At 71.3% G+C, this 26,735-nt stretch carries 21 protein-coding genes; 4 read left to right on the top strand and 17 right to left on the bottom strand.

The window, feature by feature from the left end:
- Window positions 1-5 precede the first annotated feature (5 nt).
- Both ACIF83_RS10805 and ACIF83_RS10800 read right to left on the bottom strand, forming a co-directional pair.
- Window positions 6-1,484 (bottom strand): sugar transferase, encoded by a 1,479-nt coding sequence (locus ACIF83_RS10805; protein WP_393473012.1) that lies wholly within the window; start codon window positions 1,482-1,484, stop codon window positions 6-8.
- A gap of 689 nt (window positions 1,485-2,173) precedes the next feature.
- Window positions 2,174-3,316: a magnesium and cobalt transport protein CorA gene (locus tag ACIF83_RS10800; RefSeq protein WP_393473009.1), complete on the bottom strand. Its 1,143-nt coding sequence runs from the start codon at window positions 3,314-3,316 to the stop codon at window positions 2,174-2,176.
- A 156-nt stretch (window positions 3,317-3,472) separates the two neighbouring features.
- Here ACIF83_RS10800 and ACIF83_RS10795 point away from each other — a divergent pair, with 156 nt between their 5' ends.
- On the top strand, window positions 3,473-4,582 hold the full coding sequence (locus ACIF83_RS10795) for a winged helix DNA-binding domain-containing protein (RefSeq protein WP_398138326.1): 1,110 nt from the start codon (window positions 3,473-3,475) through the stop codon (window positions 4,580-4,582).
- Window positions 4,583-4,704: 122 nt separating this feature from the next.
- Here ACIF83_RS10795 and ACIF83_RS10790 read toward each other — a convergent pair whose 3' ends face one another.
- From ACIF83_RS10790 to ACIF83_RS10780, 3 genes are all read right to left on the bottom strand, one after another.
- On the bottom strand, window positions 4,705-5,496 hold the full coding sequence (locus tag ACIF83_RS10790; protein ID WP_393473004.1) for a S1 family peptidase: 792 nt from the start codon (window positions 5,494-5,496) through the stop codon (window positions 4,705-4,707).
- 203 nt (window positions 5,497-5,699) lie between these two features.
- Window positions 5,700-8,534 carry an ATP-binding protein gene (locus ACIF83_RS10785; RefSeq protein ID WP_393473001.1) on the bottom strand — a complete coding sequence of 945 codons (2,835 nt, stop codon included), beginning with the start codon at window positions 8,532-8,534 and terminating at the stop codon, window positions 5,700-5,702.
- 173 nt (window positions 8,535-8,707) lie between these two features.
- Window positions 8,708-9,553, bottom strand: a complete 846-nt coding sequence (locus tag ACIF83_RS10780) for a response regulator transcription factor (protein ID WP_393472999.1) — start codon at window positions 9,551-9,553, stop codon at window positions 8,708-8,710.
- A 127-nt stretch (window positions 9,554-9,680) separates the two neighbouring features.
- Between ACIF83_RS10780 and ACIF83_RS10775 the strand changes: the two genes are divergently transcribed.
- Window positions 9,681-11,354, top strand: coding sequence for an AMP-binding protein (locus ACIF83_RS10775; RefSeq protein ID WP_399725523.1), 1,674 nt, complete (start codon window positions 9,681-9,683; stop codon window positions 11,352-11,354).
- Complete coding sequence (locus tag ACIF83_RS10770) at window positions 11,351-12,943, top strand: AMP-binding protein (protein ID WP_398138323.1); 1,593 nt, start codon at window positions 11,351-11,353, stop codon at window positions 12,941-12,943. The genes ACIF83_RS10775 and ACIF83_RS10770 overlap by 4 nt, the downstream gene beginning before the upstream one ends.
- A 4-nt stretch (window positions 12,944-12,947) precedes the next feature.
- Here the strand turns inward: ACIF83_RS10770 and ACIF83_RS10765 are convergent, their stop codons facing one another.
- On the bottom strand, window positions 12,948-13,685 hold the full coding sequence (locus ACIF83_RS10765; RefSeq protein WP_399725519.1) for a hypothetical protein: 738 nt from the start codon (window positions 13,683-13,685) through the stop codon (window positions 12,948-12,950).
- 195 nt (window positions 13,686-13,880) lie between these two features.
- On the opposite strand from ACIF83_RS10765, the gene gcl reads away from it, so the two are divergent.
- The gene (gene gcl, locus ACIF83_RS10760; RefSeq protein WP_399725516.1) at window positions 13,881-15,668 is read left to right on the top strand and encodes a glyoxylate carboligase; all 1,788 of its coding nucleotides are present in this window, start codon (window positions 13,881-13,883) and stop codon (window positions 15,666-15,668) included.
- 114 nt (window positions 15,669-15,782) lie between these two features.
- On the opposite strand, the gene ACIF83_RS10755 is transcribed toward gcl, so the two are convergent.
- The 11 genes from ACIF83_RS10755 to ACIF83_RS10705 all read right to left on the bottom strand — a co-directional run bounded on the left by ACIF83_RS10755 (window position 15,783) and on the right by ACIF83_RS10705 (window position 26,601).
- Window positions 15,783-16,352, bottom strand: a complete 570-nt coding sequence (locus ACIF83_RS10755) for a TIGR04222 domain-containing membrane protein (protein WP_393472984.1) — start codon at window positions 16,350-16,352, stop codon at window positions 15,783-15,785.
- Between the two features lie 159 nt (window positions 16,353-16,511).
- Window positions 16,512-16,745, bottom strand: a complete 234-nt coding sequence (locus ACIF83_RS10750) for a hypothetical protein (RefSeq protein ID WP_053657434.1) — start codon at window positions 16,743-16,745, stop codon at window positions 16,512-16,514.
- Window positions 16,746-17,142: 397 nt separating this feature from the next.
- The gene (locus ACIF83_RS10745) at window positions 17,143-18,600 is read right to left on the bottom strand and encodes a catalase (protein WP_393472981.1); all 1,458 of its coding nucleotides are present in this window, start codon (window positions 18,598-18,600) and stop codon (window positions 17,143-17,145) included.
- Between the two features lie 206 nt (window positions 18,601-18,806).
- Window positions 18,807-19,697, bottom strand: a complete 891-nt coding sequence (locus ACIF83_RS10740) for a 2-hydroxy-3-oxopropionate reductase (RefSeq protein WP_399725511.1) — start codon at window positions 19,695-19,697, stop codon at window positions 18,807-18,809.
- A 60-nt stretch (window positions 19,698-19,757) separates the two neighbouring features.
- A complete protein-coding gene (locus tag ACIF83_RS10735; RefSeq protein ID WP_393472975.1) occupies window positions 19,758-20,588 on the bottom strand; it encodes a TIM barrel protein in 831 nt (276 codons plus the stop codon).
- A gap of 151 nt (window positions 20,589-20,739) precedes the next feature.
- Complete coding sequence (locus ACIF83_RS10730; RefSeq protein WP_399725508.1) at window positions 20,740-21,495, bottom strand: hypothetical protein; 756 nt, start codon at window positions 21,493-21,495, stop codon at window positions 20,740-20,742.
- A 22-nt stretch (window positions 21,496-21,517) separates the two neighbouring features.
- On the bottom strand, window positions 21,518-21,991 hold the full coding sequence (locus tag ACIF83_RS10725) for a hypothetical protein (RefSeq protein WP_399725505.1): 474 nt from the start codon (window positions 21,989-21,991) through the stop codon (window positions 21,518-21,520).
- Entirely contained in the window at window positions 21,988-23,205 is a 1,218-nt protein-coding gene (locus tag ACIF83_RS10720) for an MCE family protein (RefSeq protein ID WP_399725502.1), read from the bottom strand. The genes ACIF83_RS10725 and ACIF83_RS10720 overlap by 4 nt, the downstream gene beginning before the upstream one ends.
- A complete protein-coding gene (locus ACIF83_RS10715; protein WP_399725499.1) occupies window positions 23,202-24,467 on the bottom strand; it encodes an MCE family protein in 1,266 nt (421 codons plus the stop codon). Before ACIF83_RS10715 ends, ACIF83_RS10720 begins: the two co-directional genes overlap by 4 nt.
- Window positions 24,464-25,582 carry an MCE family protein gene (locus ACIF83_RS10710; RefSeq protein WP_399725496.1) on the bottom strand — a complete coding sequence of 373 codons (1,119 nt, stop codon included), beginning with the start codon at window positions 25,580-25,582 and terminating at the stop codon, window positions 24,464-24,466. The genes ACIF83_RS10715 and ACIF83_RS10710 overlap by 4 nt, the downstream gene beginning before the upstream one ends.
- Window positions 25,579-26,601, bottom strand: a complete 1,023-nt coding sequence (locus ACIF83_RS10705) for an MCE family protein (protein ID WP_399726280.1) — start codon at window positions 26,599-26,601, stop codon at window positions 25,579-25,581. The genes ACIF83_RS10710 and ACIF83_RS10705 overlap by 4 nt, the downstream gene beginning before the upstream one ends.
- Between the last annotated feature and the right edge of the window lie 134 nt (window positions 26,602-26,735).

Below are 26,735 nucleotides of genomic sequence, written 5' to 3'. Positions count from 1 at the left end.
GCGCATCAGTAGGCCCCCTGCCCGTAGAGCACCGCACGCAGCGTCTTCCACAAGATCACCGTGTCCAGGGCGAGCGACCAGTCCTCCACGTACCGCAGGTCCAGCCGGACCGCCTCCTCCCACGACAGGTCGCTGCGTCCGCTGATCTGCCACAGGCCGGTGAGTCCGGGCTTGACCAGCAGCCGCCGCCGGATGTCCGGGCCGTACGCGGCGGACTCCTCCGGCAGTGGCGGCCGCGGACCGACGAGCGACATCGATCCGGTGAGCACGTTGAAGAGCTGCGGGAGTTCGTCGATCGAGTACCGGCGCAGTACTGCTCCCACCCGGGTCACCCGCGGATCCCGGCGGAGCTTGAACAGCGGGCCGGCGCCCTCGTTGCGGTCGGCCAGCTCGGCACGTGCCCGGTCGGCCCCGGCGACCATGGTGCGGAACTTCAGAATGGTGAACTCGCGGCCGTCCTTGCCGACTCTGCGCTGGCGGTAGAACGCCCCACCCCGGCTGTCCACCAGCACCAGCAGTCCGACGAACACCATCAGCGGCGCGAACAGCATCAGGAGGATCGCTGCGCCCATCCGGTCGACGACCCCTTTGACCGCCCGGCGGCCTCCGTTGAAGGTCGGCATGCTGACCCGCAGCAGCGGGATCCCGAGCACCGCGTCGACGTGCAGCCGCGGGCCGGCCACCTCCATCAGCACGGGTGCCACGACCATCTCGGCGTCGCTGCCTTCGAGGTTCCAGGCCAGCCGCTGCAGCCGGTCCGGTGACCAGTGCGGGTCCGGTGTGACCGCGACGACACGGTAGCCGTCGCGGCGGACGTGGTGGGCGACGTCCGTCAGTCGGCCGACGACCGGCACTCCGTCCAGTTCGTCTCCGCCCAGCCCGAGACCGTTCGTCGTGCACACCGCATCCACCCGCCAGCCGAGGTGCGGGAACTTGCGGGTTCGGGTGATCAGGTCGCGCACGGTGGCCGGGCTCCCGGCGGCGAGCACCGGTCTCAGGCACCGTCCTTCCTTCCGCTGTTTGTGCAGCCAGAGGCGCAGCAGATACCGCGCGGTCATGGTGACGAGCGCGATCGCGGGGATCGCGACGAAGATCCAGAGCTTGATGTTGCGCGAGGTGAGGGCGATCCCGCCGAGCGCCAGTACGACGGTCGCCGTGAACAGTGAGCGTCCGAGCCGACGGAATTCCTCGGCGCCCTGGCCGAGTACAGCCGGAGCCCACGACCGGCTCACCGCAAGAGTCCCCAGCACCAGCAGCTCGGTGCCGAAGGCGAGAATTCCCCACTTCTCGTGCCAGTTGGCCGCGTCCCGGGCCCCGAAGAAGTTGCCGATCGCCGCCACCACGAAGGCGGTGGCCACGGTGTCGCTGATGATCACGGAACGGCGGTACCGCTGCTCCCATTCGATCGCGGTCTGGCCGATTGCCCCGTTCGCCACACGCTCGCGCGCCGACGGAAACGGGCTGACTACTCCCCCTTGCCGCACAGAACCCCCCAGGTTCCCCAGTGATTCGACGTGTTCGCCCAACACTGTTCCTCCCCCCCCCGGGAGGCCCCCGCCTCCCGTACTGTCCTCCCCTTGGGAGGCCCCCACCCCCGCGCCGCGCTGTCCCCTCCGGCGGGAGGCCCCCGCCCCCCGCGCATGACATCCCGGCTATTTCAGAGCTACTTGAACGACCCACCCCGGCGGCAGCAGACCCGCATGTCCCGCGAGACTCTCGAGGTGCGTGGGAACCCGTCGAAACCTCGGGTGCTCCCCACACCCAAGGCCCCCTCGCGGGCTCCAAGAATTGATCACCCCCACGTCCGGCGCCGGGGACGCGACTGCTGGCTTTCCGCAGCACCGGACCTATAGATCATTAATGGTCGCCTCGTGTCCGAACAGCTGAAGCACGGTCAATCTAGACCATCGGGGCCAGTATGAAGAGGGGGATGTATGTAATTTGTGCTCAAGCTGTGAGGCCGGACCCACTGATCGGTGACCGCCCACGGATGCCTTCAGGCCACCGCGTGCTCCAGCAGCTCACCCGGCCCTCGGGCGCGGCTTCTAAGGCGCCCGGTTCGGCAACAACTTCCCGCTGGTCGTGCAGACGGGCGCAACCGCCTCAACGTCCGGGTGCATGCCGTGATGTCGGCCCATGTCTCATTCTCGTCGGACGCTCCCCGGCCGATTGCTCAGAGCCAGTCCCGCCGCTTGAAGATGACGTACAGGCTGACGCAGACGACCCCCATCAATCCGATCGCGAAGGGGTAGCCGAACGCCCAGTGCAGTTCCGGCATGTGTGAGAAGTTCATGCCGTAGATCGTCCCGACCAGCGTCGGCGCGAACAGGATCGCCGCCCATGAAGAGATCTTCTTGACCTCCTCGTTCTGCTCGAACCCCGCCTCCGCGAGGGCCCGCATCTCCGCGTTCTGCTGCTGGGTCACCAGGGTCGCGTTGACGGTCAGGATCTCGGTGAGGGCCTGGCGGAAGCCGTCGACGCGTTCGCTGGTGTGGGTGACGTGGTCGGCGACGTCACGGAGGTAGCGCTGGAGTTCCTCGTCGGTCTCGTACTTGGCGAAACCCGCCATCAGACCGTGCAGCATGCCGACCAGCGGGCGGGTGGCGCGCTGGAACTCGACCATCTCGCGGGAGAGTTCGTAGATACGGCGGGAGACCTCGGGGTCGCCGCGGAAGACCTCCGTCTCGATCTCGTCGATGTCGTTCTGGACGCCGGAGACGACCGGCGCGTAGCCGTCGACGACCGCGTCGAGGATCGCGTACAGGACCGCCTCGGGGCCCAGTTTCAGCAGCTCGGGGGAGTCCTCCATGCGGCGGCGGACCGCGGACAGGTCGGGGGCCGCACCGTGCCGGACGGTGATGACGAAGTCGGGGCCGACGAAGACGTGCAGTTCGCCGAAGTCGACCTCCTCCGGCGCGTCCAGGTAGCGGGCGGCACGCAGGACGACGAAGAGCGTGTCGCCGTAGCGCTCCAGCTTCGGGCGCTGGTGGGCCTCCATCGCGTCCTCGACGGCGAGCGGGTGCAGATCGAACTCGGCGGCCAGGGAGAGGAGTTCTTCGGCCGTGGGCCGGGCGAGGCCGATCCAGGCCATGCCCGAGGGCTGTTCGCGCAGTTCTCGGAAGGTCTCGGCGAGCGTGGTGGGGGAGGAGACACGGACGCCGTCCCGGTACAGCGCCGCCTGGACGACACTGACCGGCTCGGCCGGCTCCGAGGGCCCCGTGGCGGCCGTCGGGGTCTCGGTGGAGGGGGCTGCGGTGACGGCGCGGCGCCAGACGGACCTGCGGCCGCCGTTTCTGCCGTTGGGGCGCTCGGGCATCGGCTGGCCTCTCCGTCGAGCCTGCGTACGGCGTGATCACGAAGCGGAATACGTGCAGGATAGCCGCGGTCCCCGGGTCCGGGCGCCCGGACCCGGCGCAGGGTTCGGTGAGAGTCACGGACAGAAGGTGTCCGCAATCGGCGCTAGCGTGCGGCCATGACGAAGAGCAGCGCGGCGCGGGCTCCCCTCCTGGACACCCGTGCCCTGAACCGTGCCACCCTCGACCGGCAGCTCCTGCTGCGCCGCTCACCGCTGTCCGCCGCGGACGCCGTACGGCACCTCCTCGGCCTGCAGGCACAGAACGTCAGGCCCCCGTACCACGCCCTCGCCGCCCGCCTCGACGGCTTCGCCCCCGAGCAGCTGTCCGCGCTCCTGGCCGACCGCGAGGCCGTCCGGATCGTCACCCTGCGCTCCACCATCCACACCCACACCGCCGAGGACTGCCTGACCCTCCGGCCGCTCGTCCAGCCCGCCCGGGAGCGGGAGCTGACCAACTTCCGCAAGGGCCTCGCCGGAGTCGACCTCGACCGGCTGGCCGCACTCGCCCGGGAGCTGGTCGAGACCGAGCCGCGGACCATGGCCCAGTTGCGCGAGGCGCTCGGCGCCGAGTGGCCGGACGCCGACCCGCAGTCCCTCGGCGTCGCCGCCCGCTGCCGGCTGCCCCTGGTCCAGGTGACCCCGCGCGGCCTGTGGGGGCGCAGCGGACAGGTGGCGCTGACGACGGCCGAGCACTGGCTGGGACGCCCGGCCGAGCCGGCCCCCGCCCCCGACGCCGTGGTCCTGCGCTACCTCGCCGCGTTCGGCCCCGCCTCCGTCAAGGACATGCAGACCTGGGCCGGACTCACCCGGCTCAAGGACGCCTTCGAACGGCTGCGCCCGCGGCTCCTCACCTTCCGGGACCCGACCGGAGTCGAACTGTTCGACCTGCCCGACGCGCCCCGACCCGACCCCGACACCCCGGCCCCGCCGCGCTTCCTGCCCGAGTTCGACAACCTGCTCCTCTCCCACGCCGACCGCACCCGCGTCATACCCCCCGAGCACCGGGGCCGCAGCTGGCAGGGCAACCAGGCCTACCGCACCCTCCTCGTCGACGGCTTCCTGGCCGGCCTGTGGAAGCCGGACGGCGACACCCTGGTCATCGAGCCGTTCGGGGAGCTGACGAAGGCCCAGCGGGAGGACGTGACCGCGGAGGGCGCACGGATGCTGGCGACGATGCACCCCGAGACGTCGTACGACATCCGGTTCGGCACCGTCGTACGGCGCTGAGTCGCCCCCCGGACGTCTCAGCGCCGTACGCGCGTGGAGAGGGGGCGTTGCGGGCCGCTCGTGGTGGCCCGCAACGCCCCCTGGTATCTACCTGAGGGATGCTCAGGTGTGCTGCTTCCGGGTCACGAGTTGACCTGCGTGGTCACGAGGTTCGAGAAGGTGGTCAGCCGGGTGTACACACCCGGGTAACCGGCCTCCGCGCACCCCTCGCCCCAGGAAGTGATCCCTGCCAGGACGCCCCCGATGAGCAGGGGACCGCCGCTGTCGCCCTGGCAGGTGTCTACGCCACCGGACGTGTATCCGGCGCAAACCATGTCGGTCTGGACGAAGTCCGAACCGTAGGAGCTCTTGCAGCTGGAGTCGGACACGATCGGGACGGTCGCGGTCCGCAGCTGGTTGGAGGAGCTGCCGTTCTCCGAGGTGGTGCCCCAGCCGAGGATGCGGGCCGTGGTGCCGGCCGCGTACACGCTCGTCTGGGACGAGGAGACGTACTTCGCCGCTGTGTACGGCATCGACGTCGAGAGGGTCAGGACGGCCACGTCGTCGCCGTTGGTGGCGTCGGTGTAGTCCGGGTTGATCCAGATCTTGCTGACCCGGCTGACCGTGCCGTTGGTGCCGTTCAGGTAGGTCCGGCCGCCGACCACACGGACACTGCTGGTCGACTCGCCGACCATGCAGTGCGCGGCCGTCACGACCTTCTTGGCGGCCACCAGGGTGCCGCCGCAGAACTGGTTGCCGGACGCGTCGGTGATCTGCATCACGAAGGGGTACGCCGTGGTGGTGGTGGTCGTACCGCCCACGATGGGCTGGGGTGCGGCGGTCGCCGTGGGGGAGGCGATCAGCGCGGTCGCCGCGGCGGCGGCGGTGGCCACCAGGGTCGCGGCAGTCTTTCTGGCACGTCTTGACCCGAACATGAGTCTCCTCAGTGGGGGTTGCCGGTGGGGGGTCGCGCGGGTGGGGGTCGAGCACGGGGGTCGCGGGACCGACCCCCGTATGCCCGGGCGAGCGGCACGCCCTTTACGCTAGGACCCGGATCCCTCGGCTCCCAATGAGGGAACCCCCTAGGGGGTTGGGTGAGGGAAAACCCTCGGTCCGGCTCAGTTAACCTGGCGCGCCGTCACTTCGCGCGCCGCGCCGCCGCCAAACGGACGATGTCCACCCGCGATCGGATCCCCAGCTTGCGGTAGACCCGGGTCAGCGTCGCCTCGACCGTCTTCACACTGACGAACAGCCGGGACGCGATCTCCCTGTTCGTGGCGCCCTCCATGACGAGCGCGGCGACCTGACGCTCCATCGCGGCCAGGCCCGCCAGCGCGTCCAGGGTGTCCGGCACGGCGAGGGCCGGCTCGGGCTCCGGTGCGGTGAGGGCCTCGTCCACCTGGCGCAGCCACGGTAGCGCGCGGCAGCGGCGGAACAGCCGGGTGGCCTCGTCGTACGCCGTCGACCTGCGCGGGCCGCCCTCCGGGCGCCGGATGCGCAGCTGGGCCAGCGCGAACGCGGCCCGGGCCTCCTCCAGGCCGTAGCCGAGCTTCGCGAGCCGTTCCTGAGCGGACGTCAGCTGGGCGACGGCCGCCTCGTGGTCGCCGTGCGCGGCGCGCACCAGCGCCTCCGCACGGTCGAGGACGGCGAGGACGCTCTGCCGGTCGAGCCTGAGGGCATGCTCGCGGCTGGCGTCGATGACGTCCTGCGCCTCGGCCGGCTCACCGATGCGGACCAGCGCCTCGGCGAGGTCGCCGTGCCAGCGGCCGCGTGCCGGGTCGGTGATGCCGAGGCCCAGCTCCAGGCGGCGCACCCGGCGCAGCGAGCGGACCGTGCCCGCCGGGTCGCCGGCCACCAACTGGGCGTACCCGAGCGCGCCCAGAGCCCGCGACAGGTACATCTGGTCGCCGTCCTCCTCGGCGTGCTCCACCGCCTCCCGGGCCAGGGCCAGCGCGCGGTCCACGTCTCCGCCGGAGGCCTCCGCGAGCGAGGTGAGCATCGCCGAGGCGGTCTCGCCGATACCGGAGTCCCGGGCGAGCCGCAGGCTGTCGCGGGCCAGCTCCAGGGCGCGGCCGCAGTGCCCGGCGCGCAGCTCCGTCTCCGCGAGACCGCGCAGGAAGTGCACCTCGCTCTCCACCGAGCCGCGCCGGCGCACCTCGCGCAGCAGCGCGGTGACCGTCGCCCGGGCCTCGGCCAGCTGGTCGCCCATGACCAGCCACCGGAACCGGGCGCTGCCCGCGCCGTTGTGATGACAGGCCACCCTCGGGTCCTGGGGCTCCTTCAGGGCGCGCTTGATGGTCCGGGGGGCCTCCGGATGGCCCATCAGGGTCTCGGTCTGCGCCTGGAAGGCGAGGGCGAGCAGCTCGGTGCGCCGGTCGCCGCCGCGCTCGGCCAGCTCGGCGGCGTGCGCGGCCGCCTCCCTTGCCTCGGTGAAGTCGCCCTCCACGAGCAGCGCCCGCCAGGCCAGCTGGTAGTGGACCTGGGCCAGCAGCCGCGGGTCGTCGCCGGCGTCGGCGAGGGCCTGCGGGAAGACGGCGTCGACATCCGCCATGGTGTGGCCGGCGGTGTCGATGACGTAGATCCAGGCACGCACCCGGTCGGCGGGCACGGTCGCCCGGGTGAGCACCTCGCGGGCGATGTCCCGGGCCAGGTCGACCTCGCCGGCGGTGATCGCGTCCTCGGCGGCCTGAAGGCGTCTCTCGTCGGGGCTGGGTGCGCCGTCGGCGGGGGTGTGCCGGGCGGCCAGGAGCCCCAGCTGGGCGGCGACCGACGGGGCGCCCCGGTCCCGGGCGAGCGCCGCGGCCTCGGCGAGCCGGGCGGCCACCTCGGGGTCGGTGCCGGTGGTGGCGAGGGCGAGGTGCCGGGCCCGCTCGATCGGATCGGAGGCCGCGGTGGACAGGGCCGCGTGCGCGGCCCGCCGCTCCTGGGCGGGTGCCTCCGCGTACAGCGCGGCGGAGATGAGCGGGTGCGCGAACCGTACGGCCGGCGCGTCCGGCTCGGTGGCGAGCAGGCCGAGTTCGGCGGCCTGGGCGCACTCGGCCTCGGCGTTCTCCCGGCCGGCCGCGTGCAGCAGCGCCGGGGTGGGGCGGGCGCCGGCGCTGGCCACCAGCAGGGTGCGGCGGGCCTCGACCGAGAGCATGTCCAGGCGGCTGAGCACCAGGGCGCGCAGCGAGGTCGGCACCGGCAGCGGCTCGCCGGGCCGGGGCGGGGTGGGGCTCTCGGCGAGGGCGCGGCCCAGCTCCAGGGCGAACAGCGGGTTGCCGCCGCTGGTGCGGTGGATCTCGCGCACCGTGGAGCGGGGCAGGCCGCCGTGGCCGCGGTGGTCGAGCAGCTGTGCCACCTGGGTGCGGGTGAGCGGGCCGAGCCGGACGGCGAGCGTGTCCGGCGGGCAGGCGCGCAGATGGCGGTCGTACTCCTGGCTCTCCTGGCCCTCCGTGCGCACCGCGCACAGCAGCTGCACCGGGGTGCCCTCGAGGCGGCGGGCGGCGAAGCCGAGCAGTTCGGCGCTGGCCGGATCCAGCCACTGCAGGTCGTCGGCGACGACCAGGACCGGTCCCTGGGCGGCGAGCGCACGCAGCGCGGAGAGCACCGCGAGGCGCAGGGCGAGGCCGTCGCGCTGGAGGCTGGACTCGCCGCGTCCGGTGAGCGCCGACTCCAGGGCGGTGCGCTGGGCGGCGGGCAGCCGCGGGGAGACGTCGTCGAGGACCAGACCGAGGAGGTCGGCGAGGGCGAGGAAGGGAAGGTGGGATTCGGACTCCGTGGCGGAGCAGCGCAAGACGGTGCGCGCGCTGGCGCCGTATTCCTCGGCCAATGCCCGCAGGACGGTGGATTTCCCTATTCCGGCGGGGCCGTGCAGGAGCACACTGCCGCCCGAGCCGAGCTGGTCACGGGCCGCCGTGAACAGTTCCTCGCGGCCGATGAGCAGGTCGGGGCGGCATCGGGCAGGCTCCTGGAAGTCCCGTCGCACGGTCACCGCTCCCCTCCTGTGTCGTGTCCGGGCCAAATTCTAAGCAACGATCCTTTAAATTCGGACGGAAGCCGTGGTGAGGGAAATAACAAACGGTCACGCATAGGTAAATTCAAAGCGACGTCGCCTGAATGGGCAAGGTTCCTTACGGCTGCTGCGGAGAGCCCCCACGGGCCCGCCTACGGCAGCAGTCCAGCCCGCCGCGCCGCCGTCACCGCCTCCCCTCGTGTGTGTGCGCCCAGCTTCCGCATCGCCGAGCGCAGATAGCTTTTCACCGTCTCCTGGCGCAGGCCCAGCCGCTCGGCCACGGCCGCGTTGGTGGCGCCCGCCGCCACCCAGGACAGCACGTCCAGCTCGCGTGGCGCCAGGCTCGCGCCCCCGGCGGGGCGAGGTACGGCCAGCAGCCCGCAGGCGGCGAGCAGTTCGGCGCGCAGGCCCGGGTCGGCGATCCGGGACGCCAGTGCGCGCAGCGCCGCATGGGCCTCGCGCACCTGCTCCCAGGCGGCACCCTGCCCATCGGGCCCATCGGGCCCGTCGGCGGGCTGCGGCCGGGCCGCCGCCAGCAGCGATCGTGCCTCGTCCCGCACCACCAGCGCCTGCTCCACGTCCCGCGCCACCGCCACCGCCTCGCCCAGCGTGCGGTCGCCCAGCGGCTGGGCCGACCGCAGCGCGCCGTACAGCACCCCGCGCACCCGCCGCCGTACGACGACCGGCACCGCGAGCACCGAGCGGAGGCCCTCGGCGGCCACCGGGACGTCGTACTCGTGGCTGATCTGACGGGAGCTGGAGTAGTCCGTGACCGCGCACGGCCGGGCCAGCGCAACCGCCTTGCCGCCCAGCCCGTTTCCGGAGGTCACCGCGAGCGAGCTGAGGGCGGCGGTGGCCGTGCCGCTCAGCTCGCTGATGCGGATCTGCGGCCGGCCGGACTCGACCAGGCCGCCGAAGGCGACCGGAAGCCCGGTGGTGCGCCGCAGCCGGACCAGCGCACCGCGTATCTCCACCGCCGCCACGGCCTGTGCTGACACCTCTTCGCTCCTTCGGCGCGGTCACGTGGGGGGACCACACCCCCGTTCGGGGGTAGTGAGACCTGCATCACGGATTAGACGATGCCAGAGAGCCGCCCGGCAATGGTCCGGAACCTAGGAGGAACCGATGACGACGGCGACCGAGGTCTTCAGGAGTGCCAGGGACTTCCTGCTGGAGCACCGAGAGGACTACGCCACCGCCCACGAGGGCTTCGCCTGGCCGCGGCCCGAGCACTTCAACTGGGCGCTGGACTGGTTCGACATGATCGCCGACGGCAACGACCGGACCGCCCTGCACATCGTCGAGGAGGACGGCACCGAGACCCGGCTGTCCTTCGCCGAGATGGCCGAGCGCTCGAACCGGGTCGCCAGCCACCTGCGCGCGCGGGGCGTCGCCGCCGAGGACCGCATCCTGGTCATGCTCGGCAACCAGGCCGAACTGTGGGAGACCGCGCTGGCCGCGATGAAGCTGCGGGCCGTCGTCATCCCGGCCACCCCGCTGCTCGGCCCCGCCGACCTGCGCGACCGGGTCGAGCGTGGCCGGGTGAAGCACGTGCTGGTACGGGCCGAGGACGCCGCCAAGTTCGCCGACGTGCCCGGCGCCTACACCCGGATCGCGGTCGGCGGGGTGCCGCAGCAGGGCTGGGAGGCGTACGAGGACGCGTACACCGCCCCCGCCGGGTTCACCCCCGACGGGCCCACGCTGGCCGACGACCCGCTGATGCTGTACTTCACCTCCGGCACGACCGCCCGCCCCAAGCTGGTCGAGCACACCCACACCTCGTACCCCATCGGGCACCTGGCCACCATGTACTGGATCGGCCTCAGGCCCGGTGACGTGCACCTGAACATCTCCTCGCCCGGCTGGGCCAAGCACGCCTGGTCCAACCTGTTCGCTCCCTGGAACGCGGAGGCGACCGTCTTCATCCACAACTACGCGCGCTTCGACGCGGGCCGGCTGATGGCCGAGATGGACCGGGCCGGGGTGACCACCTTCTGCGCCCCGCCGACCGTGTGGCGGATGCTGATCCAGGCCGACCTGAGCCAGCTCGCCACCCCGCCCCGCGAGGTCGTCGCGGCGGGCGAACCGCTCAACCCCGAGGTCATCGAGCAGGTCCGCCGGGCCTGGGGCGTCACCATCCGGGACGGCTTCGGGCAGACCGAGACCGCCGTCCAGGTCTCCAACAGCCCCGGCCAGCTCCTGAAGACCGGCTCCATGGGCCGGCCCAGCCCCGGCTACCGGGTCGAACTCCTCGACCCGGTCTCCGGCGCCCCGGGCGCCGTCGAGGGCGAGATCGCCCTCGACCTCTCCGAGCGCCCGGTGGGCCTGATGACCGGCTACCACGGCGACCCCGACCGCACCGCCGAGGCCATGGCCGGCGGCTACTACCGCACCGGCGACATCGCCTCCCGGGACGAGGACGGCTACCTGACGTACATCGGCCGGGCCGACGACGTCTTCAAGGCCTCCGACTACAAGATCAGCCCGTTCGAGCTGGAGAGCGCGCTGCTGGAGCACGAGGCGGTCGCCGAGGCCGCGGTCGTGCCCGCGCCGGACGAGGTGCGCCTGGCCGTGCCCAAGGCGTACGTCGTCCTCGCCGAGGGCTGGCAGCCCGGACCCGACACCGCGAAGGTGCTGTTCGAGCACTCCCGTGAGGTCCTCGCCCCCTACAAGCGCATCCGCCGCCTGGAGTTCGGCGCCCTGCCCAAGACCGTCTCCGGCAAGATCCGCCGGATCGAGCTGCGCGAGGCCACGGCCGTGGGCTCGCAGGACGAGTACCGCGAGGAGGACTTCCGGTGACCTCGGAATCGTCGTACACGCACGGCACGAGCGGGACGACCCTGCTCGACGACACGATCGGCGCCAACCTGGACCGGGCCGTCGCCACCTGGCCGGACCGCGAGGCGCTCGTCGACGTGCCGTCGGGGCGGCGCTGGACGTACGCCCAGTTCGGCGCGGACGTCGACACGCTGGCCCGCGCGCTGCTCGCCGCCGGGGTCGCCAAGGGCGACCGGGTGGGCATCTGGGCCGTCAACTGCCCCGAGTGGGTGCTGGTCCAGTACGCCACCGCCCGCATCGGCGCGATCATGGTGAACATCAACCCGGCCTACCGCACCCACGAGGTCGAGTACGTCCTCAACCAGGCCGGCATCTCGCTGCTCTTCGCCTCCCTCAGCCACAGGACCAGCGACTACCGCGCGATGGTCGAGGAAGTGCGGGGCAGGTGCCCGCAGCTGCGGGAGACCGTCCACATCGGCGACCCGACCTGGGAGGCGCTGCTCGGCCGCGCGACCCCCGACGTCCGGTTCGAGGCCCTGTCCTGCGACGACCCCGTCAACATCCAGTACACCTCGGGCACGACGGGCTTCCCCAAGGGGGCCACCCTCTCCCACCACAACATCCTCAACAACGGTTACTTCGTGGGTGAGTCGGTCGCCTACACCGAGCAGGACCGGATCTGCATCCCGGTGCCCTTCTACCACTGCTTCGGCATGGTCATGGGAAACCTCGCCGCCACCTCGCACGGCGCCTGCATGGTCATCCCGGCGCCGTCCTTCGACCCGAAGGCCACGCTGGACGCGGTCCAGCAGGAGCGCTGCACGTCCCTGTACGGCGTCCCGACCATGTTCATCGCGGAGCTGAACCTCCCCGACTTCGCGTCGTACGACCTCTCGTCCCTGCGCACCGGCATCATGGCGGGCTCGCCCTGCCCGGCCGAGGTGATGAAGCGGGTGGTCGCCGAGATGCACATGGAGGAGGTGTCCATCTGCTACGGCATGACCGAGACGTCCCCGGTCTCCCTGCAGACCCGCATCGAGGACGACCTGGAGCACCGCACCGGCACCGTGGGCCGGGTCCTGCCGCACCTGGAGGTCAAAATCGTCGACCCGGCCACCGGGGTCACCCGGCCGCGCGGCACGGCGGGCGAGCTGTGCACCCGCGGCTACAGCGTGATGCTCGGCTACTGGAACGAGCCCGAGAAGACAGCCGAGGCCGTCGACGCGGGCCGCTGGATGCACACCGGGGACCTCGCGATGATGCGCGAGGACGGGTACGTGGAGATCGTCGGCCGGATCAAGGACATGATCATCCGGGGCGGCGAGAACATCTACCCGCGCGAGATCGAGGAGTTCCTCTACGGCCACCCGAAGATCCGGGACGTCCAGATCGTCGGGGTGCCGCACGAGAGGTACGGCGAGGAGGTCCTCGCCTGCGTGATCCCGCACGACGTGGCCGACCCGCTCACCCTGGAGGACCTGCGCGCCTTCTGCCAGGGGCGGCTCGCCCACTACAAGATCCCGAGCCGCCTGCAGATCCTCGACTCCTTCCCGATGACGGTGTCCGGGAAGGTGCGCAAGGTGGAGCTGCGGGAGAAGTACGGGGTCTAGGCAGTCAGGCCCCGCCCGACCCGGCGAGTCTGCGCCCCGGACCGTTCACCGGGGTCGGGGTGCCCGTGAGGTCGAGGACGAACAGGGGGACGCCCAGCGTGTCGGCGCGAGCGCGGGCGTCCTCGGCGTATCCGGCCAGGGAGAAGTAGACACAGCCCGCGGACTCCGTCATGGCCGTCAGCCACAGGCACTCCACGTCCCGCAGCGAGGCCGGGCGCACGGCGGGATCCACCTGGGCGACCAGGCCGTGCGCGGCCAGGCCTATGCCGGACGGGGGCCGCTGGTCGGCGCGGCGGATGTCCCGGTAGCCGAGCCAGCGTAAATACAGCGCGGTGGCGGTGACGGCGTCCCGTGCGGTGCGGATGGTGACGGGCTGGAAGGGGATCCGTCCGTCGTACTGCGGGGCGGCCGCTCCCGGCCGTGCGGTCGGCGCAGGGGAGTCGCTCGGTACGGCCGCCTCCGGGCGTGCCCCCGGTGACGGGGCGTCGCTCACCGGAACACGCAGGACCGTGCCGCACGGGCAGCCCAGCTCCGGGTGCGGCAGCTGATTGGTGCGCCCGCAGGCGGTGCAGCGCACGGTGACCCAGTCCTCGTCCCAGGTGCGGTGCGCGAGTACGGCCGGTGCGGCCGCCGGGTCCAGCCGCGGGGCGCACGGCCTGCCGCAGGCGCAGGGATACGGCGGCGCGGTGTAGACGTGCTCGCGCCGACAGGCCGGACAGCGCACCGGCACGCTCTCGGGCATGGCCACTCCAGGCGTCGCATCGGGACTGCGCCTCCCATCGTGCTCCTGCCGGACCCCCCTTGTCCCTCTCTTGACGACCTTCGGCGACCCCCCTACATTGATTTCAGATAGTAGAAATTACTTTCCGCAATACGGAAGTACTCGCCGCGGGGCGCGACGGGAGTACGCATCCGACAGCCGAAGCAGGAGTACTCGATGGCTCGTATGACCGCTGCCCGCGCGGCAGTTGAGATCCTCAAGCGCGAGGGCGTCACGGACGCCTTCGGTGTGCCGGGCGCGGCGATCAACCCCTTCTACAAGGCGCTGAAGGAGGGCGGCGGGATCAATCACACGCTCGCCCGCCACGTCGAGGGCGCCTCGCACATGGCCGAGGGGTACACCCGGACCGAGCCGGGCAACATCGGCGTCTGCATCGGCACCTCGGGCCCCGCCGGCACCGACATGATCACCGGCCTGTACTCGGCCATCGGCGACTCCATCCCGATCCTGTGCATCACGGGCCAGGCGCCCACGAGCGTGATCCACAAGGAGGACTTCCAGGCCGTCGACATCGCCTCGATCGCCAAGCCGGTCACCAAAATGGCGGTCACCGTCCTGGAGGCCGCGCAGGTCCCCGGCGTCTTCCAGCAGGCCTTCCACCTGATGCGCTCCGGCCGTCCCGGCCCGGTCCTGATCGACCTGCCGATCGACGTCCAGCTCACCGAGATCGAGTTCGACCCGGAGACGTACGAGCCGCTCCCGGTCTACAAGCCGGCCGCGACCCGCGCCCAGATCGAGAAGGCCATCTCCTTCCTCCTGGCGTCCGAGCGCCCTGTCCTCGTCGCCGGCGGCGGCATCATCGGCGCGGACGCCACCGACCTGCTGGTCGAGTTCGCCGAGCTGACCCAGACCCCGGTCGTCCCGACCCTGATGGGCTGGGGCACCCTGCCCGACGACCACGAGCTGAACGCCGGCATGGTCGGCGTCCAGACCTCGCACCGCTACGGCAACGCGAACTTCCTGGAGTCCGACTTCGTCCTCGGCATCGGCAACCGCTGGGCCAACCGCCACACCGGCTACAAGCTCGACGTCTACCGCCAGGGCCGCAAGTTCGTCCACGTCGACATCGAGCCCACCCAGATCGGCAGGATCTTCCCGCCGGACTACGGTGTCGTCTCCGACGCCAAGGCCGCGCTGGAGCTGTTCGTCGAGGTCGCCAAGGAGCTGAAGGCCGAGGGGAAGCTGCCCGACCGCGCCGAGTGGGTCGCCTCCACCCAGGAGCGCAAGGCCACCCTGCTGCGCCGGACCCACTTCGACAACGTGCCGATGAAGCCGCAGCGCGTGTACGAGGAGATGAACAGGGCCTTCGGCCCGGAGACCCGGTACGTCACCACGATCGGCCTCTCCCAGATCGCCGGCGCGCAGATGCTGCACGTGTACAAGCCGCGCCACTGGATCAACTGCGGTCAGGCCGGCCCGCTCGGCTGGACCATCCCGGCCGCGATCGGCGTCGCCAAGGCCGACCCGGAGTCCCCGGTCGTCGCCCTCTCCGGCGACTACGACTTCCAGTTCATGATCGAGGAGCTGGCGGTCGCCGCCCAGCACAGGATCCCCTACGTCCACGTTCTCGTGAACAACGCCTACCTGGGCCTGATCCGTCAGGCGCAGATCGGTCTGGACATCAACTTCCAGGTCAACCTGGAATTCGAGAACATCAACACGCCTGAGCTCGGCGTCTACGGCGTCGACCACGTCAAGGTCGCCGAGGGCCTGGGCTGCAAGGCGATCCGGGTCACCGAGCCGGACCAGCTGGGCGCCGCCTTCGAGCAGGCGAAGAAGCTGGCCGCCGAGTACCAGGTGCCGGTCGTCGTCGAGGCGATCCTGGAGCGCATCACCAACATCTCGATGAGCCGGACGATGGACATCAGCGACATCTCCGAGTTCGAGGACCTGGCCACCGAGCCCGGCCACGCGCCGACGTCGATCAAGCCGCTGAAGGTCTGATCCGGCACCAGCGCGCGAGAACACGCCGGGGGCGGTCCGTCCGAGGGGGACGGGCCGCCCCTGTTGCATGTGCGGGCGCGGGGATCTGCGGCCGACAGGCGCACGGATCTGCGGTCACACCACTCCGCAGCTGAACCCACCACCGCCCGAACTGCCCCAGGACCGGGGCAGTTCGCGTTCCGTGGTGCCGCCGCGGCCCGTCAGGCCCGCCTCCCGGGTGAAGCGGGGGGCCAGCACGGCCAGCGCCTTGTCGCCGTGCAGGGCCGCCAGCAGCAGCTTGTCCTCGGGGGACAGGCCCGAGCGGCGGGCGGGCAGGGGATGCCGGGCGCGCAGGTCCTTCAGGGCCCGGCGGCCGGCGCGGGTAGGGCCCGGGAGGACGGCCCGCAGCAGGCCCGCACCGACCAGGTCCGCGCGCAGCTCGCCGAGCGCCTCCCGCACCGGCCGCCGGTCCAGCAACTGCCTCATGCCGGCGGGGCGGTAGAGGCCGGTGTGCACCGCCTTCGCGAGCGTCGTCAGGGGCGATCCGGGCGCCGGACCCGAGGTCCGCATCGTGCCCGGCCGCCAGGCCTTCACCGCGCCCCGCAGATGCAGGCCCAGCACCGCCACCGTCACGGCGGCCCGGGCACCTCCCCGCAGCAGAGCGAGCGCCTGCGGTTCCGTCGGGATTCTCGTCGTACCGGCCATCACGCACCCCCGTACGGGACCCGCCGCCCCCGTGCCGACGGGCCCCGTGTGTCGGTGTTGTGCCCGCCGGCGCCGGTTGTCGAAGCCTCTCTCGCGGTGTTCAGAGGTTGATTTGAGGGTTGCGTAGGCCGGGTACGGCCGCTGTCGTACCCGCCTTCCCTAGACCTCGTGCTCGGACAGGCCCGGCCAGTCGTCGGGCCCGCCGCCCTGCCACTCGATGAGGTCGCTCTCCTCGACCTCGATGCGGTCCAGGTCGGCCAGCCGCAGGATCTCGACGACGTCGTCCAGATGGGAGGCGAGCCCCAGGGTCACGTCCCCCTCGGTGACGCGCCGGGAGCCGTCGAGGGCCGGAGCGTGGACCACGATGTGCGGGTACTGCGTCGGATTGCCCATGGGATCAGCGTCCTGCGGAAGCGGCGGGAACGCACCCCCGGAGCCCGGACAGCACGAGAGCGCCCCCTGTGACCAGGGGGCGCTCTCGGTGCCGTGTGATGGCCGTCCGACGGCGCGAGGCTGGGCGCGACAGGACATTCGCGCCGCCGGACGGAGACGGGGACCTCGCTCCGAGGTCGTGGCTGGGGACCGCGGCGGATGCGACGGAGCCGGGAACCCTTCCCTCTGGTCGAGAAGGGTGCTCGTATCCTTCACCACCGCACTGGCTCGCACACCGCCGCGGTCCTCGCCCTGCCCGCCGTACCGAGTGGTCACCCCTCATCCGGACCGCTCGGTTGCGGGTCGTCGGCGTCCGGGGCCCGACCTCCCCGTCGGAACCCGGACGCTGTCAGTGGCCTCAGTCCTCGCGCAGGGCGCGGACCGCCTCCTCGACGCGCTTGCCGTACTCGGGGTCGGCGGCGTGGAAGTGGGCCAGGTTCTTCTCGATCACGTCGTCGCGGGAGACCTGCGAGAGGCCACCGGCGATGTTCGCGACCAGACGCTGCTTCTCCTCCTCGGACATCAGCCGGTACAGCTCGCCCGCCTGGTAGAAGTCGTCGTCCTTGGTGTGCAGCGGGGCCTCGTGGGTGCCGGTGTGGCCGGAGACCGCCAGCGGGGCCGCGAGCGGACGGCCGGTCTCCACCGGGCCGTCGTACGAGTTGGGCTCGTAGTTCTTGGCGTGGCGGCCCTGGGCGTTGGACGCCATGAAGCCGTCACGGCCGTAGTTCTGTGCGGTCGTCGCCTTCGGGGCGTTGACCGCGAGCTGGGTGTGGTTGACGCCCAGGCGGTAGCGGTGGGCGTCGGCGTAGGCGAACAGCCGGCCCTGGAGCATCTTGTCGGGGGAGGGACCGATGCCCGGAACGAAGTTGTTCGGGGAGAACGCGGCCTGCTCGACCTCGGCGAACACGTTGTCCGGGTTGCGGTCCAGCACCAGCCGGCCGACCCGCTGCAGCGGGTAGTCCTTGTGCGGCCACACCTTGGTCAGGTCGAACGGGTTGAAGCGGTAGTCGGCCGCCTCGGCCGCCGGCATGATCTGGACGTAGAGGGTCCAGGACGGGTGCACACCCCGCTCGATGGCCTGCAGCAGGTCCGTCTGGTGCGAGTTGGGGTCCTTGCCCGCCAGCTCGGCGCCCTGCTCGGCGGACAGGGAGCGGATGCCCTGGTTCGTCTTGAAGTGGTACTTGACGAAGAAGGCCTCGCCCTCGGCGTTCGTCCACTGGTAGGTGTGCGAGCCGTAGCCGTTCATGTGGCGGTACGACGCCGGGATGCCGCGGTCGCCCATCAGCCAGGTCACCTGGTGCGTGGCCTCGGGGGCGTGCGCCCAGAAGTCCCAGACGTTGTCAGGCTCCTGCCTGCCGGTGAACGGGTCCCGCTTCTGCGAGTGGATGAAGTCGGGGAACTTGATGGGGTCCTTGATGAAGAACACCGGGGTGTTGTTGCCGACGAGGTCGTAGTTGCCCTCCTCGGTGTAGAACTTCACCGCGAAGCCGCGCGGGTCACGGACCGCGTCCGCACCGCCGAGGGAGTCGGCGACCGTCGAGAAGCGCAGGAACACCTCGGTGCGCTTGCCGATCGCGCTCAGAAAGTCGGCGTGGGTGAAGCCGGTGACGTCGTCCGTCACCTCGAAGTGGCCGTACGCGCCGGAACCGCGGGCGTGCACCACACGCTCCGGGATCCGCTCGCGGTTGAAGCGCGCCAGCTTCTCCAGGAGGTGCTGGTCCTGGAGCAGCAGCGGGCCGCCGACGCCGGCGGAGGCTGAGTTCTGGTTGTCGGCGACCGGGGCGCCGGACTCTGTCGTGAGCACGCGCTTCGACATCGTGACCTTCCGTGCGAGAGGGCAGCGGGAATCTTCGGAATTTTCGGAAACAGACTTCCGCTTTATGGAGCTTCCGCTGGCGTGAGCCTAGGTTCGGGTGAACGGGGCGTCAACGGTTTGTTGAAGGTAATTCCGGGCCGCGGTGCCGCCTGGGCGCGACAGGACAGGTGTCAGCGGCACCGCGGCCCGGAAGTCTCGGGAGGCCGTCAGACCTGGGCGCCGGACAGGCGCTCCACGACCCGCAGCAGGGCCGAGTGGTCCAGGCCGCCGTCGCCCTGGGCGCGCAGCGAGGCGACCAGCTGGGCGACCACGGCGCCCACCGGAAGGGCGGCACCGACGTTGCGGGCGGCGTCGGTGACGATGCCCATGTCCTTGTGGTGCAGGTCGATGCGGAAGCCCGGCTTGAAGTCGCGGCTCAGGAAGTTGTCCTTCTTGCGCGTCAGCACGGTCGAGCCCGCGAGGCCGCCGTTGAGGACGTCCAGCGCGGCCTGCAGGTCCACGCCCGACTTCTCCAGGAAGACCACGGCCTCGGCGCAGGCCTGGATGTTCACGGCCACGATCAGCTGGTTGGCCGCCTTCACGGTCTGGCCGGAGCCGTGCGGGCCGCACAGCACGATGGTCTTGCCCAGCGCGTCGAAGATCGGCTTGGCCTGGTCGAAGTCGGCCTGCTCGCCGCCCACCATGATCGACAGCACGGCCTCGACGGCGCCGGCCTCACCGCCGGAGACGGGGGCGTCGAGGACGCGGATGCCCTTCTCCTCGGCGTTCTTCGCGAGGTCCACCGAGGTCTGCGGGGTGATCGAGGACATGTCGATCAGGAGGGCGCCGGACCTGGCGTTCTCCAGGATGCCGTCGGGGCCGTAGGAGATGGCCTCGACCTGCGGGGAGGCGGGCACCATCGTGATCACCACGTCGGCGTCGCGCACGGCCTCGGCGATCGAGGAGGCCGCGGTGCCGCCGGCGGCCGTCAGGCGGTCCAGCTTGTCCTTCTCCAGGGTGAAGCCGGTGACGTCGTAACCCGCCTTGATCAGGTTCTCGGACATGGGGGAGCCCATGATGCCGAGGCCGATCCAAGCGATCTTGGGAAGAGTGCTCATGACTGGGGGTGCCTCTCTAACTGCTCTGCAAAGTCGGGGGGTTCGGCGCGTTCGGCGCGGTCAGCGTGCTGCGCGCGGGAGCCACTCGAAGGACTCGGCGCTCGGGCGGTCGCCGGCCTTGTACTCCAGGCCGACCCAGCCGTCGTAACCGGCCTTCCTCAGCTGGTCGAGCAGCTCCTCCAGCGGGAGCGAACCCGTCCCGGGGGCGCCGCGGCCGGGGTTGTCGGCGATCTGGACGTGGCCGGTCTTCGCCGCGTACTGCTCGATGACCGAGGGCAGGTCCTCGCCGTTCATGGACAGGTGGTAGAGGTCCATGAGGAACTTGGCGTTCCCGAGGCCCGTCGCCGCGTTGACCTTGTCCACGATCTCGATCGCCTTGGGCGCGCTCACGATCGGGCACTTCGGCGACTCGGGCTGGTTCAGTGCCTCGACCAGGATGATCGCGCCGACCCGGTCGGCCGCGCGGGCCGCGAGGGTGAGGTTCTCCAGGGCGAGCGCGTCCTGCTCGGCCGGGTCCACGCCCTCGACGCGGTTGCCGTACAGCGCGTTCAGCGCCTTGCAGCCGAGGGAGGCCGCGAAATCCGCCGCCACGTCGATGTTGGCGCGGAACTTCTCCGACTCCTCACCCGGGACCGACAGGGCGCCGCGGTCGGGGCCCGGCAGCTGGCCGGCGTAGAAGTTCAGCCCGGTGAGCTGGACGCCCGCGTCCTCGATCGCCTTCTTCAGGGCGTCGAGCTCGGACTGCTCGGGGGTGGGGGAGTCGACCCAGGGCCACCACAGCTCGACCGCCGTGAAGCCCGCCGCGGCGGCGGCCGCGGGGCGCTCCAGGAGCGGGAGTTCCGTGAAGAGGATCGACAGGTTGACGTTGAAGCGCTGGTCTGCGAATCCCATTCGGGCCGCGCTCCCTTCCGTTAGGGATTCCGTATTGCGGAAGTTCATTTCTGCTTAATGGAAGATTGCCTGTGGTCGGGGGTGGCTGTCAAGAGCGGCAACGAAAAAGTGCCCCCGCGCGGGCTGCGCGGGGGCACCTTTTGTGGCCTGGTCAGAGGGCGTCTACGGCACTCACCTTCCACCCGCCGGAGGTACGGGTGAGCGTCATCCGCACCCGGTTGAGGTCCAGGCGGGAGCCCGACACCTGGGTGCTCTGCGTGACCTGGTCGACGAAGAGCAGGACGACCACCTTGTCCGGTGCGGCGGACACGACGGAGACCGCGGGCGCGCCGCCGTCCGTGGGTGCCGCCACCGCCGCCCTCACCACGCCGTGGTACTTCCTCGCGGTCGGCCCGACCACCGTCTTCGTGGTCTTGTCGTACTGGTCGCGGAACGCACCCGTCAGCAGGGCCCGGGCCCGGGCGAAGTCGCGGTCCAGGTGACGGTAGTCGTACGACAGGACGACCGGCGCGGTCTTCCGGGTCGCGGCGAGGGCTTCGGCGCGTGCCCGTGCCGTCTGCTGTCCCTGCCGGTACTGCCATGCGAGTACGGCGGCCACGGCCAAGGCTGCCGCGAGCGCGAGGCAGACTGCCGCGGTGAGCAGCCTTGGCAGGCGGGGCGGCCGCGCAGGCGCGCCCTCCTGCTCGTCGGCCCCCGGCTCCGGCTCCGGCTTCGGCTCCGGCGGGTCGTCCCAGCCGCCCGGGGGCTCGATGAGCACGGTGCGTCCTGAGGGTCGTCCCTCGGCCTGCAGAGCGGTCTCGTCGGGCTCCGGCCGCCTGGCGCGCTTGGCCGCCGCGCGGGCGGCCGCGGTCATGGTGCGGCGAGCCGGGGAGCCGGTGCCGCGGGTTCGGGTGATCGGGTTCGCCACGGTGTCTCTCCTCAACTCCGGGTCAGCCCACGAACTCGACGTCGGAGGTCAGCCAGCGGCCGTCCACCCGCACGAGGTCGAGCTGGAGCCGGTAGGTCCGCGCCTGTCCCTCGGGCGCGGCGGTATTGGTCACCTTGCTGTCGGCCACCACCAGAACCCGGGCCGAGCGCTCGTCGGACCGCACGATGCCCGCCTCGAGGACCTGTCCCTCGGACACCGACTTGTTCTGCGCGACCAGCCGGGTCAGCTGCGCGGTCTGTGCGGCGAACTGCTTCCTGAAGTCGCCGGTGGCGCCCTTCAGCACGTTGCCGCTGTCCCGGCCGTAGTGCCGGTAGTCGAGCGAGGTGAAGTTCAGCGCCGACTGGCGGGCCGCCGCCAGTACGTCCTGGCGGCGCTGGTCCGCCGCCCTCTGGTCGGACAGCCGCAGCCCCAGCCAGACGGAGAGCACGGTCGTCAGGACGGTCGCGGCGACGAGCCCCACCCCCAGCGGCCTCATGCGCCTGATGCCATCGGTCCAACGAGCAGCCATTGCCACGACTCCTTTCCGAATACGGCCTGTTCGCCGCCCGTCGAGCCGATCCCGACGGATGTCTGTCCCGGGCCGGCCGACGCACCGGGGGTGTTCTGCGCGCCGCGCACCGAGGTCGTGCCGCCGCGCGGTGCCGTGCAGTGCGCGCCGGTGTTCGCCGGGCGCGTGCTGGTGTCGGCGGGGTCGCGTCGTCGGGTGCCGTAGCCCTGGGTGCACGGCGGTGGGTCGTCGGCGCCCAGGACCAGCCCGAAGTGGGTGGTGCCGTCACCGGGGATGACGGTGTAGCTGCCCGCGACGTTGAGCGGGAGGGTGACCAGGGCCTGCTCCACACCGGGCAGCCGTGCCACGGTGACCTGGCCGCCGCTGATGAGGTTGGCCAGCAGGACCGACAGGTCGGGCCCCGTGGACCTCAGCAGCGAGTTGACCTCCTGCGCGGCCGGCGCCGTGTTGCCGATCAGCCTGCGCAGATCCCCGTCGCTCGACTTCAGCTGTGCGGTCAGCGTCGCCAGATCACGGGAGAACGACTTGATCGCCGAGCCCTGGTCGGCCTGTGTCTTGAGCACCTTCCGCGAGTCCTCGATCAGCGACACCGTCTCCGGGAGCGACTCGGACGCCGATTCGACCAGCTCGTTGCCCGAATCCACCAGGCGGCTCAGGTTCGGTCCGGTGCCGGCGAAGGCCTTCCCCAGCTCGTCGACGGTGGTGCGCAGGTCGTCCTTGCCGACCGAGTTCACCAGCCGGTCGAGGCTGAGGACGAGGTCGGTGACCGGGAGCGGGGTCCGGGTGCGGCTGCGCGGGATCGGGCTGCCGTCGATCAGGTACGGGCCGCCCGAGCGGCGCGGCTGGAGGTCGACGTACTGCTCACCCACGGCCGAGCGGTCGGCGACCACCGCCAGGGTATCGGCCGGGATCCGGGGCGCGCCGTCCTCGATCTTCAAGGACACCGAGACCCCGGAACCGGTCAGCCGCAGATCGCCCACCCGGCCCACCGGCACCCCCCGGTAGGTGACCTCGGAGCCGGGGAAGACGCCCCCGGACTCGGCGAAGTCGGCGTGCACGGTGTAGCCGCGGTCGAGGATGTCGTCCACCAGGCCCGTGTACTCGGCGCCGACGTACGACACGCCCACGGCGGTGACGGCCGCGAAGGCCAGCAGCTGGGCCCTGACCGTACGTGTGATCACGGCAGTATCCCCTTCAGCATCAGCTCGGCGAGGCCGACGTCGATCCCCTGCGGGAGGCGGTGCGAGCCGTCCCCGGTGCCGTAGGCCGCGGTGCACACCGGCGGGCACAGCAGGGTGCTGCCGTCGGAGGGCGTCGATGGGACAACGGGCACGGACGGGGTGTCCGGCAGGGACGGGGTGGACGGGAGGGGGGTGGGAGTGGGGACGCTCGGAAGGTCCGGGACCCCGGGCGCCGGGGTGCTCCTGCCCTTGCCCGGCTTGTCGGTGACGTTGCCGTACATGCCCGCCAGGTCCAGGTCGGCGGTGATCTTCAGGTTGACGTAGTCGCCCTTGACGGCGTCCACCACGTTGCGCGGGAACGGGTAAGTGGTCAGTAGTTCAAGCGAGTTGGGTAGATCGTCACCCGCCTTGTTCAGCTGCTGCAGGACGGGCCGCAGCTTCCTGAGGTCGGCGACGGTGTCGTCCCGCGAGGCGTTGACGACCCTGGTGCCGGTCCTGCCGAGCCTGGACAGGCCGGTGAGCATCTTCGTCAGGTCGCGGCGCTGGTCGGCGAGGACCTTCAGGGCGGGCGGCATCGTGTCGACGGCCTCGGCGATCGTCTTCTTCTCCTTCTTCAGCCGCTCGGCCAGCCGGTCGACGCCCTTGAGCGCCCGGACGATGTCCGCCCGCTGGTCGTCGAGGCCCCCGAGGAAGGTGTCGAGTTCCTTGAGCAGGGACCTGACCCGGCTCTCCCGGCCGTCCAGCGCCTTGTTCAGCTCGACGGTGATCGTCTTGAGCTGGGCCACCCCGCCGCCGTTGAGGAGCGCGGACAGGGCGGACAGCACCTCCTCGACGTCCGGGTTGCGGCCGCTGCGGGAGAGCGGGATGCGGTCGCCGTCGCGGAGCCGGCCGACGGGCTGCGTGCCGGCCGGCGGGGACAGCGCCACGTACTTCTCGCCGAGCATGCTCGTCTGCCGCAGCTCGGCGACCGCGTTGCCGGGCAGCTTCACCGAGTCGGCGATCCGCAGCCGCACGCGCGCGTGCCAGCCGTCCAGTTCCACCTTCTCGACCGCGCCCACGGTGACGTTGTCGACCTTGACCGCCGACTGCGGCACCAGGTCCATGACGTCCCTGAAGTCGACGGTGACGTGGTACGCGCGGCCGTCCGCGGCGGCGCCCCCGGGGAGCGGGACGTCGTACCAGCCGTTGAACTCGCAGCCGGTCAGCAGCAGCGAACCGACGGCCGTCCAGGCGGCCAGCCGCCCCTTGCGCAGCACACTCATGCCCGGGCCCCCAGGATTCCGCCGAGAGTCCTGTCGACCGTGCCCGTGGCCGGCGGGGCCGTCGGCACCTCGGGCAGGGAGTCGAAGAGCTTCTTCAGCCCCGCGCAGTCGGGGTTCTTGCCACCCTCGTCCCCGGTCGTCCTCAGGAGCGAACAGAGCAGGGACGCCGGGTCCTGCGGTGTCTGCGCGTTGTTACGGGTGTCGAGGGTGCCGGCGGCGGGGTTGTAGGCGTTCTGCAGGTTCGACAGGCCCGTGGGGGCGACGTCCAACAGCTCCTCCAGTGCGGCCCGTTGGGTGACCAGGACCTTGGTGACCTTGCTGAGCCCCCGCACGTCCGAGGTCAGCGCCTTCTTGTTGTGCTTCACGAAGTCGGACACGTCGCCGAGCGCCGCGCCGAGGTTCTGCAGCGCCGCCGCGAGGTCCCCCCGCTCCCCGGCCAGCTGCGCGGCCACCTCGGCGAGGCTGGTGTTGAACGACCGCACGCTCTTGTCGTCCGCCGCCAGCGCGGCCGTGAACACCTGGAGGTTGCGCACGGTGCCGAACAGGTCGCCGCGGCCGTCGGACAGCGTGGTGACCGCCTGCGAGAGGTCCTCGACCGTCTGGTTGAGGTTCTCGCCCTGGCCCTGGAGGTTGTCCGCGCTCACCCCGAGCAGCCGCGACAGCGAGCCCTTCTTGTTGGCGCCGTTCGGGCCGAGCGCGTCGGCGGTGGTGTGCAGGCTGTCGAAGATCCGGTCCAGCTCGACGGGGACGGCCGTACGGGACTCGGGGATGACGTCGCCGTCCCGCAGCACCGGGCCCTTCCGGTACACCGGCAGCAGCTGTACATAACGGTCGCTGACCACCGAGGAGTTGACGATGGCGGCCTGCGCGTCCGCCGGGACCTTGCGTCCCCGGTCGTACTCCAGCTCCACCCGCACCCGGCCGCCCTCCGGCGTGATGCTCCTGACCTCGCCGATGCGGACGCCGAGGACGCGGACGTCGGAACCGGGGTAGATGCCGACGGTGCGCGGGAAGTACGCCGTGACGCGGACGGGGTCGGGGTGCGGCCACAGGAGGACGGCGAGCGCGACGACGACCGCGAGTGCGGTGAACAGCGCCAGGAGTCTGCGGGTCATCGGGTGCCTCCCGTCCGTGGCGTGACCGGGGCGGCGACCAGGTTCTGGATGTACGAGTCGAACCAGCGGCCGTTGCCCAGGGTGTTGGTGAAGAGCCGCACGTAGGGCGCGAGCAGCCGGACGCTCCGGTCGAGGCTCGCCTGGTTGCGTTCGAGCATCTTCACGAAGGTGTCGAGGTTCTTCAGGGCCGGCCCGATCTCCTTCCGGTTGTCCTCGACCAGGCCGGAGAGCTCGATGCCGAGCAGGGCGCTGCTCTTGAGGAGGTTGTGGATCGCGGTGCGCCGCTTGCTGATCTCCTTGAACAGTGCGTTCCCGTCCGTCACCAGAGCGGAGAAGTCCTTCGTGCGCCCGGCCAGCACCTTGGTGACTCCGTTCGCGTGGTCGAGGAGGTCGCGCAGCGCCTTGTCGCGGGAGGCGACGGTCCTGGAGATCCTCGACAGGCCCTTGATCGACGCGCGGACCTCCTCGGGCGAGTCCTGGAAGGTGACGGAGATCGTGTCGAGCGCCTTCGCGAGCCGGTCCGTGTCGACCTCCTCGGTGGTGGTCGTGAGATCGCTGAAGGCCTGGACGACGTCGTACGCCGACACGGTCCGGCGGAGCGGGATCTCGCTGCCGGGCGTCAACCGGCCGGGCCCCTTCGGGTGCAGGGCCAGGTACTTCGCGCCGAGGATGGTCTTGACCCGGATCGATGCGCCGGTCTCGGTGCCGAACGCCGGGTCGCCCTTGACCTTGAAGGTCACCTTGACGTGGTCGCCGGCCAGGTCGACGTCCTCGACCTTGCCGACCTTGACCCCGGCGATCCGCACCTCGTCGCCCGGCTTGAGCCCGCCCGCCTCCGAGAAGGCCGCGCTGTAGGTGTCGCCGCCGCCGATCAGCGGCAGGCTGTCGGCATTGAACGCGGCGACGGTCAGCAGCGCGAGGACGGTGAGGCCGACGGCGCCTACGACGAGCGGGTTACGCTCACGGAAGGGCTTCAGCCGGAGCCGCTTCAGCCGGACCTTGGGCAGCTTGGGCGGCAGGACGCGCACCTTCACCAGGGGTTCGGGGCGGGGCGTGCGTTTCGGCCGCCGGGGGAGCTTGGGCAGCTGGGGCGGCAGGACGCGCACTTTCACCAGGGGTTCGGGGCGGGGCGTGCGTTTCGGCCGCCGGGGGA

Source organism: Streptomyces sp. NPDC085866 (assembly GCF_044541035.1).
Classification (GTDB): Bacteria; Actinomycetota; Actinomycetes; order Streptomycetales; family Streptomycetaceae; genus Streptomyces.
The sequence above is the reverse complement of the archived record's forward strand: the minus strand, read 5'-3'. Positions and strand labels throughout refer to the sequence as shown.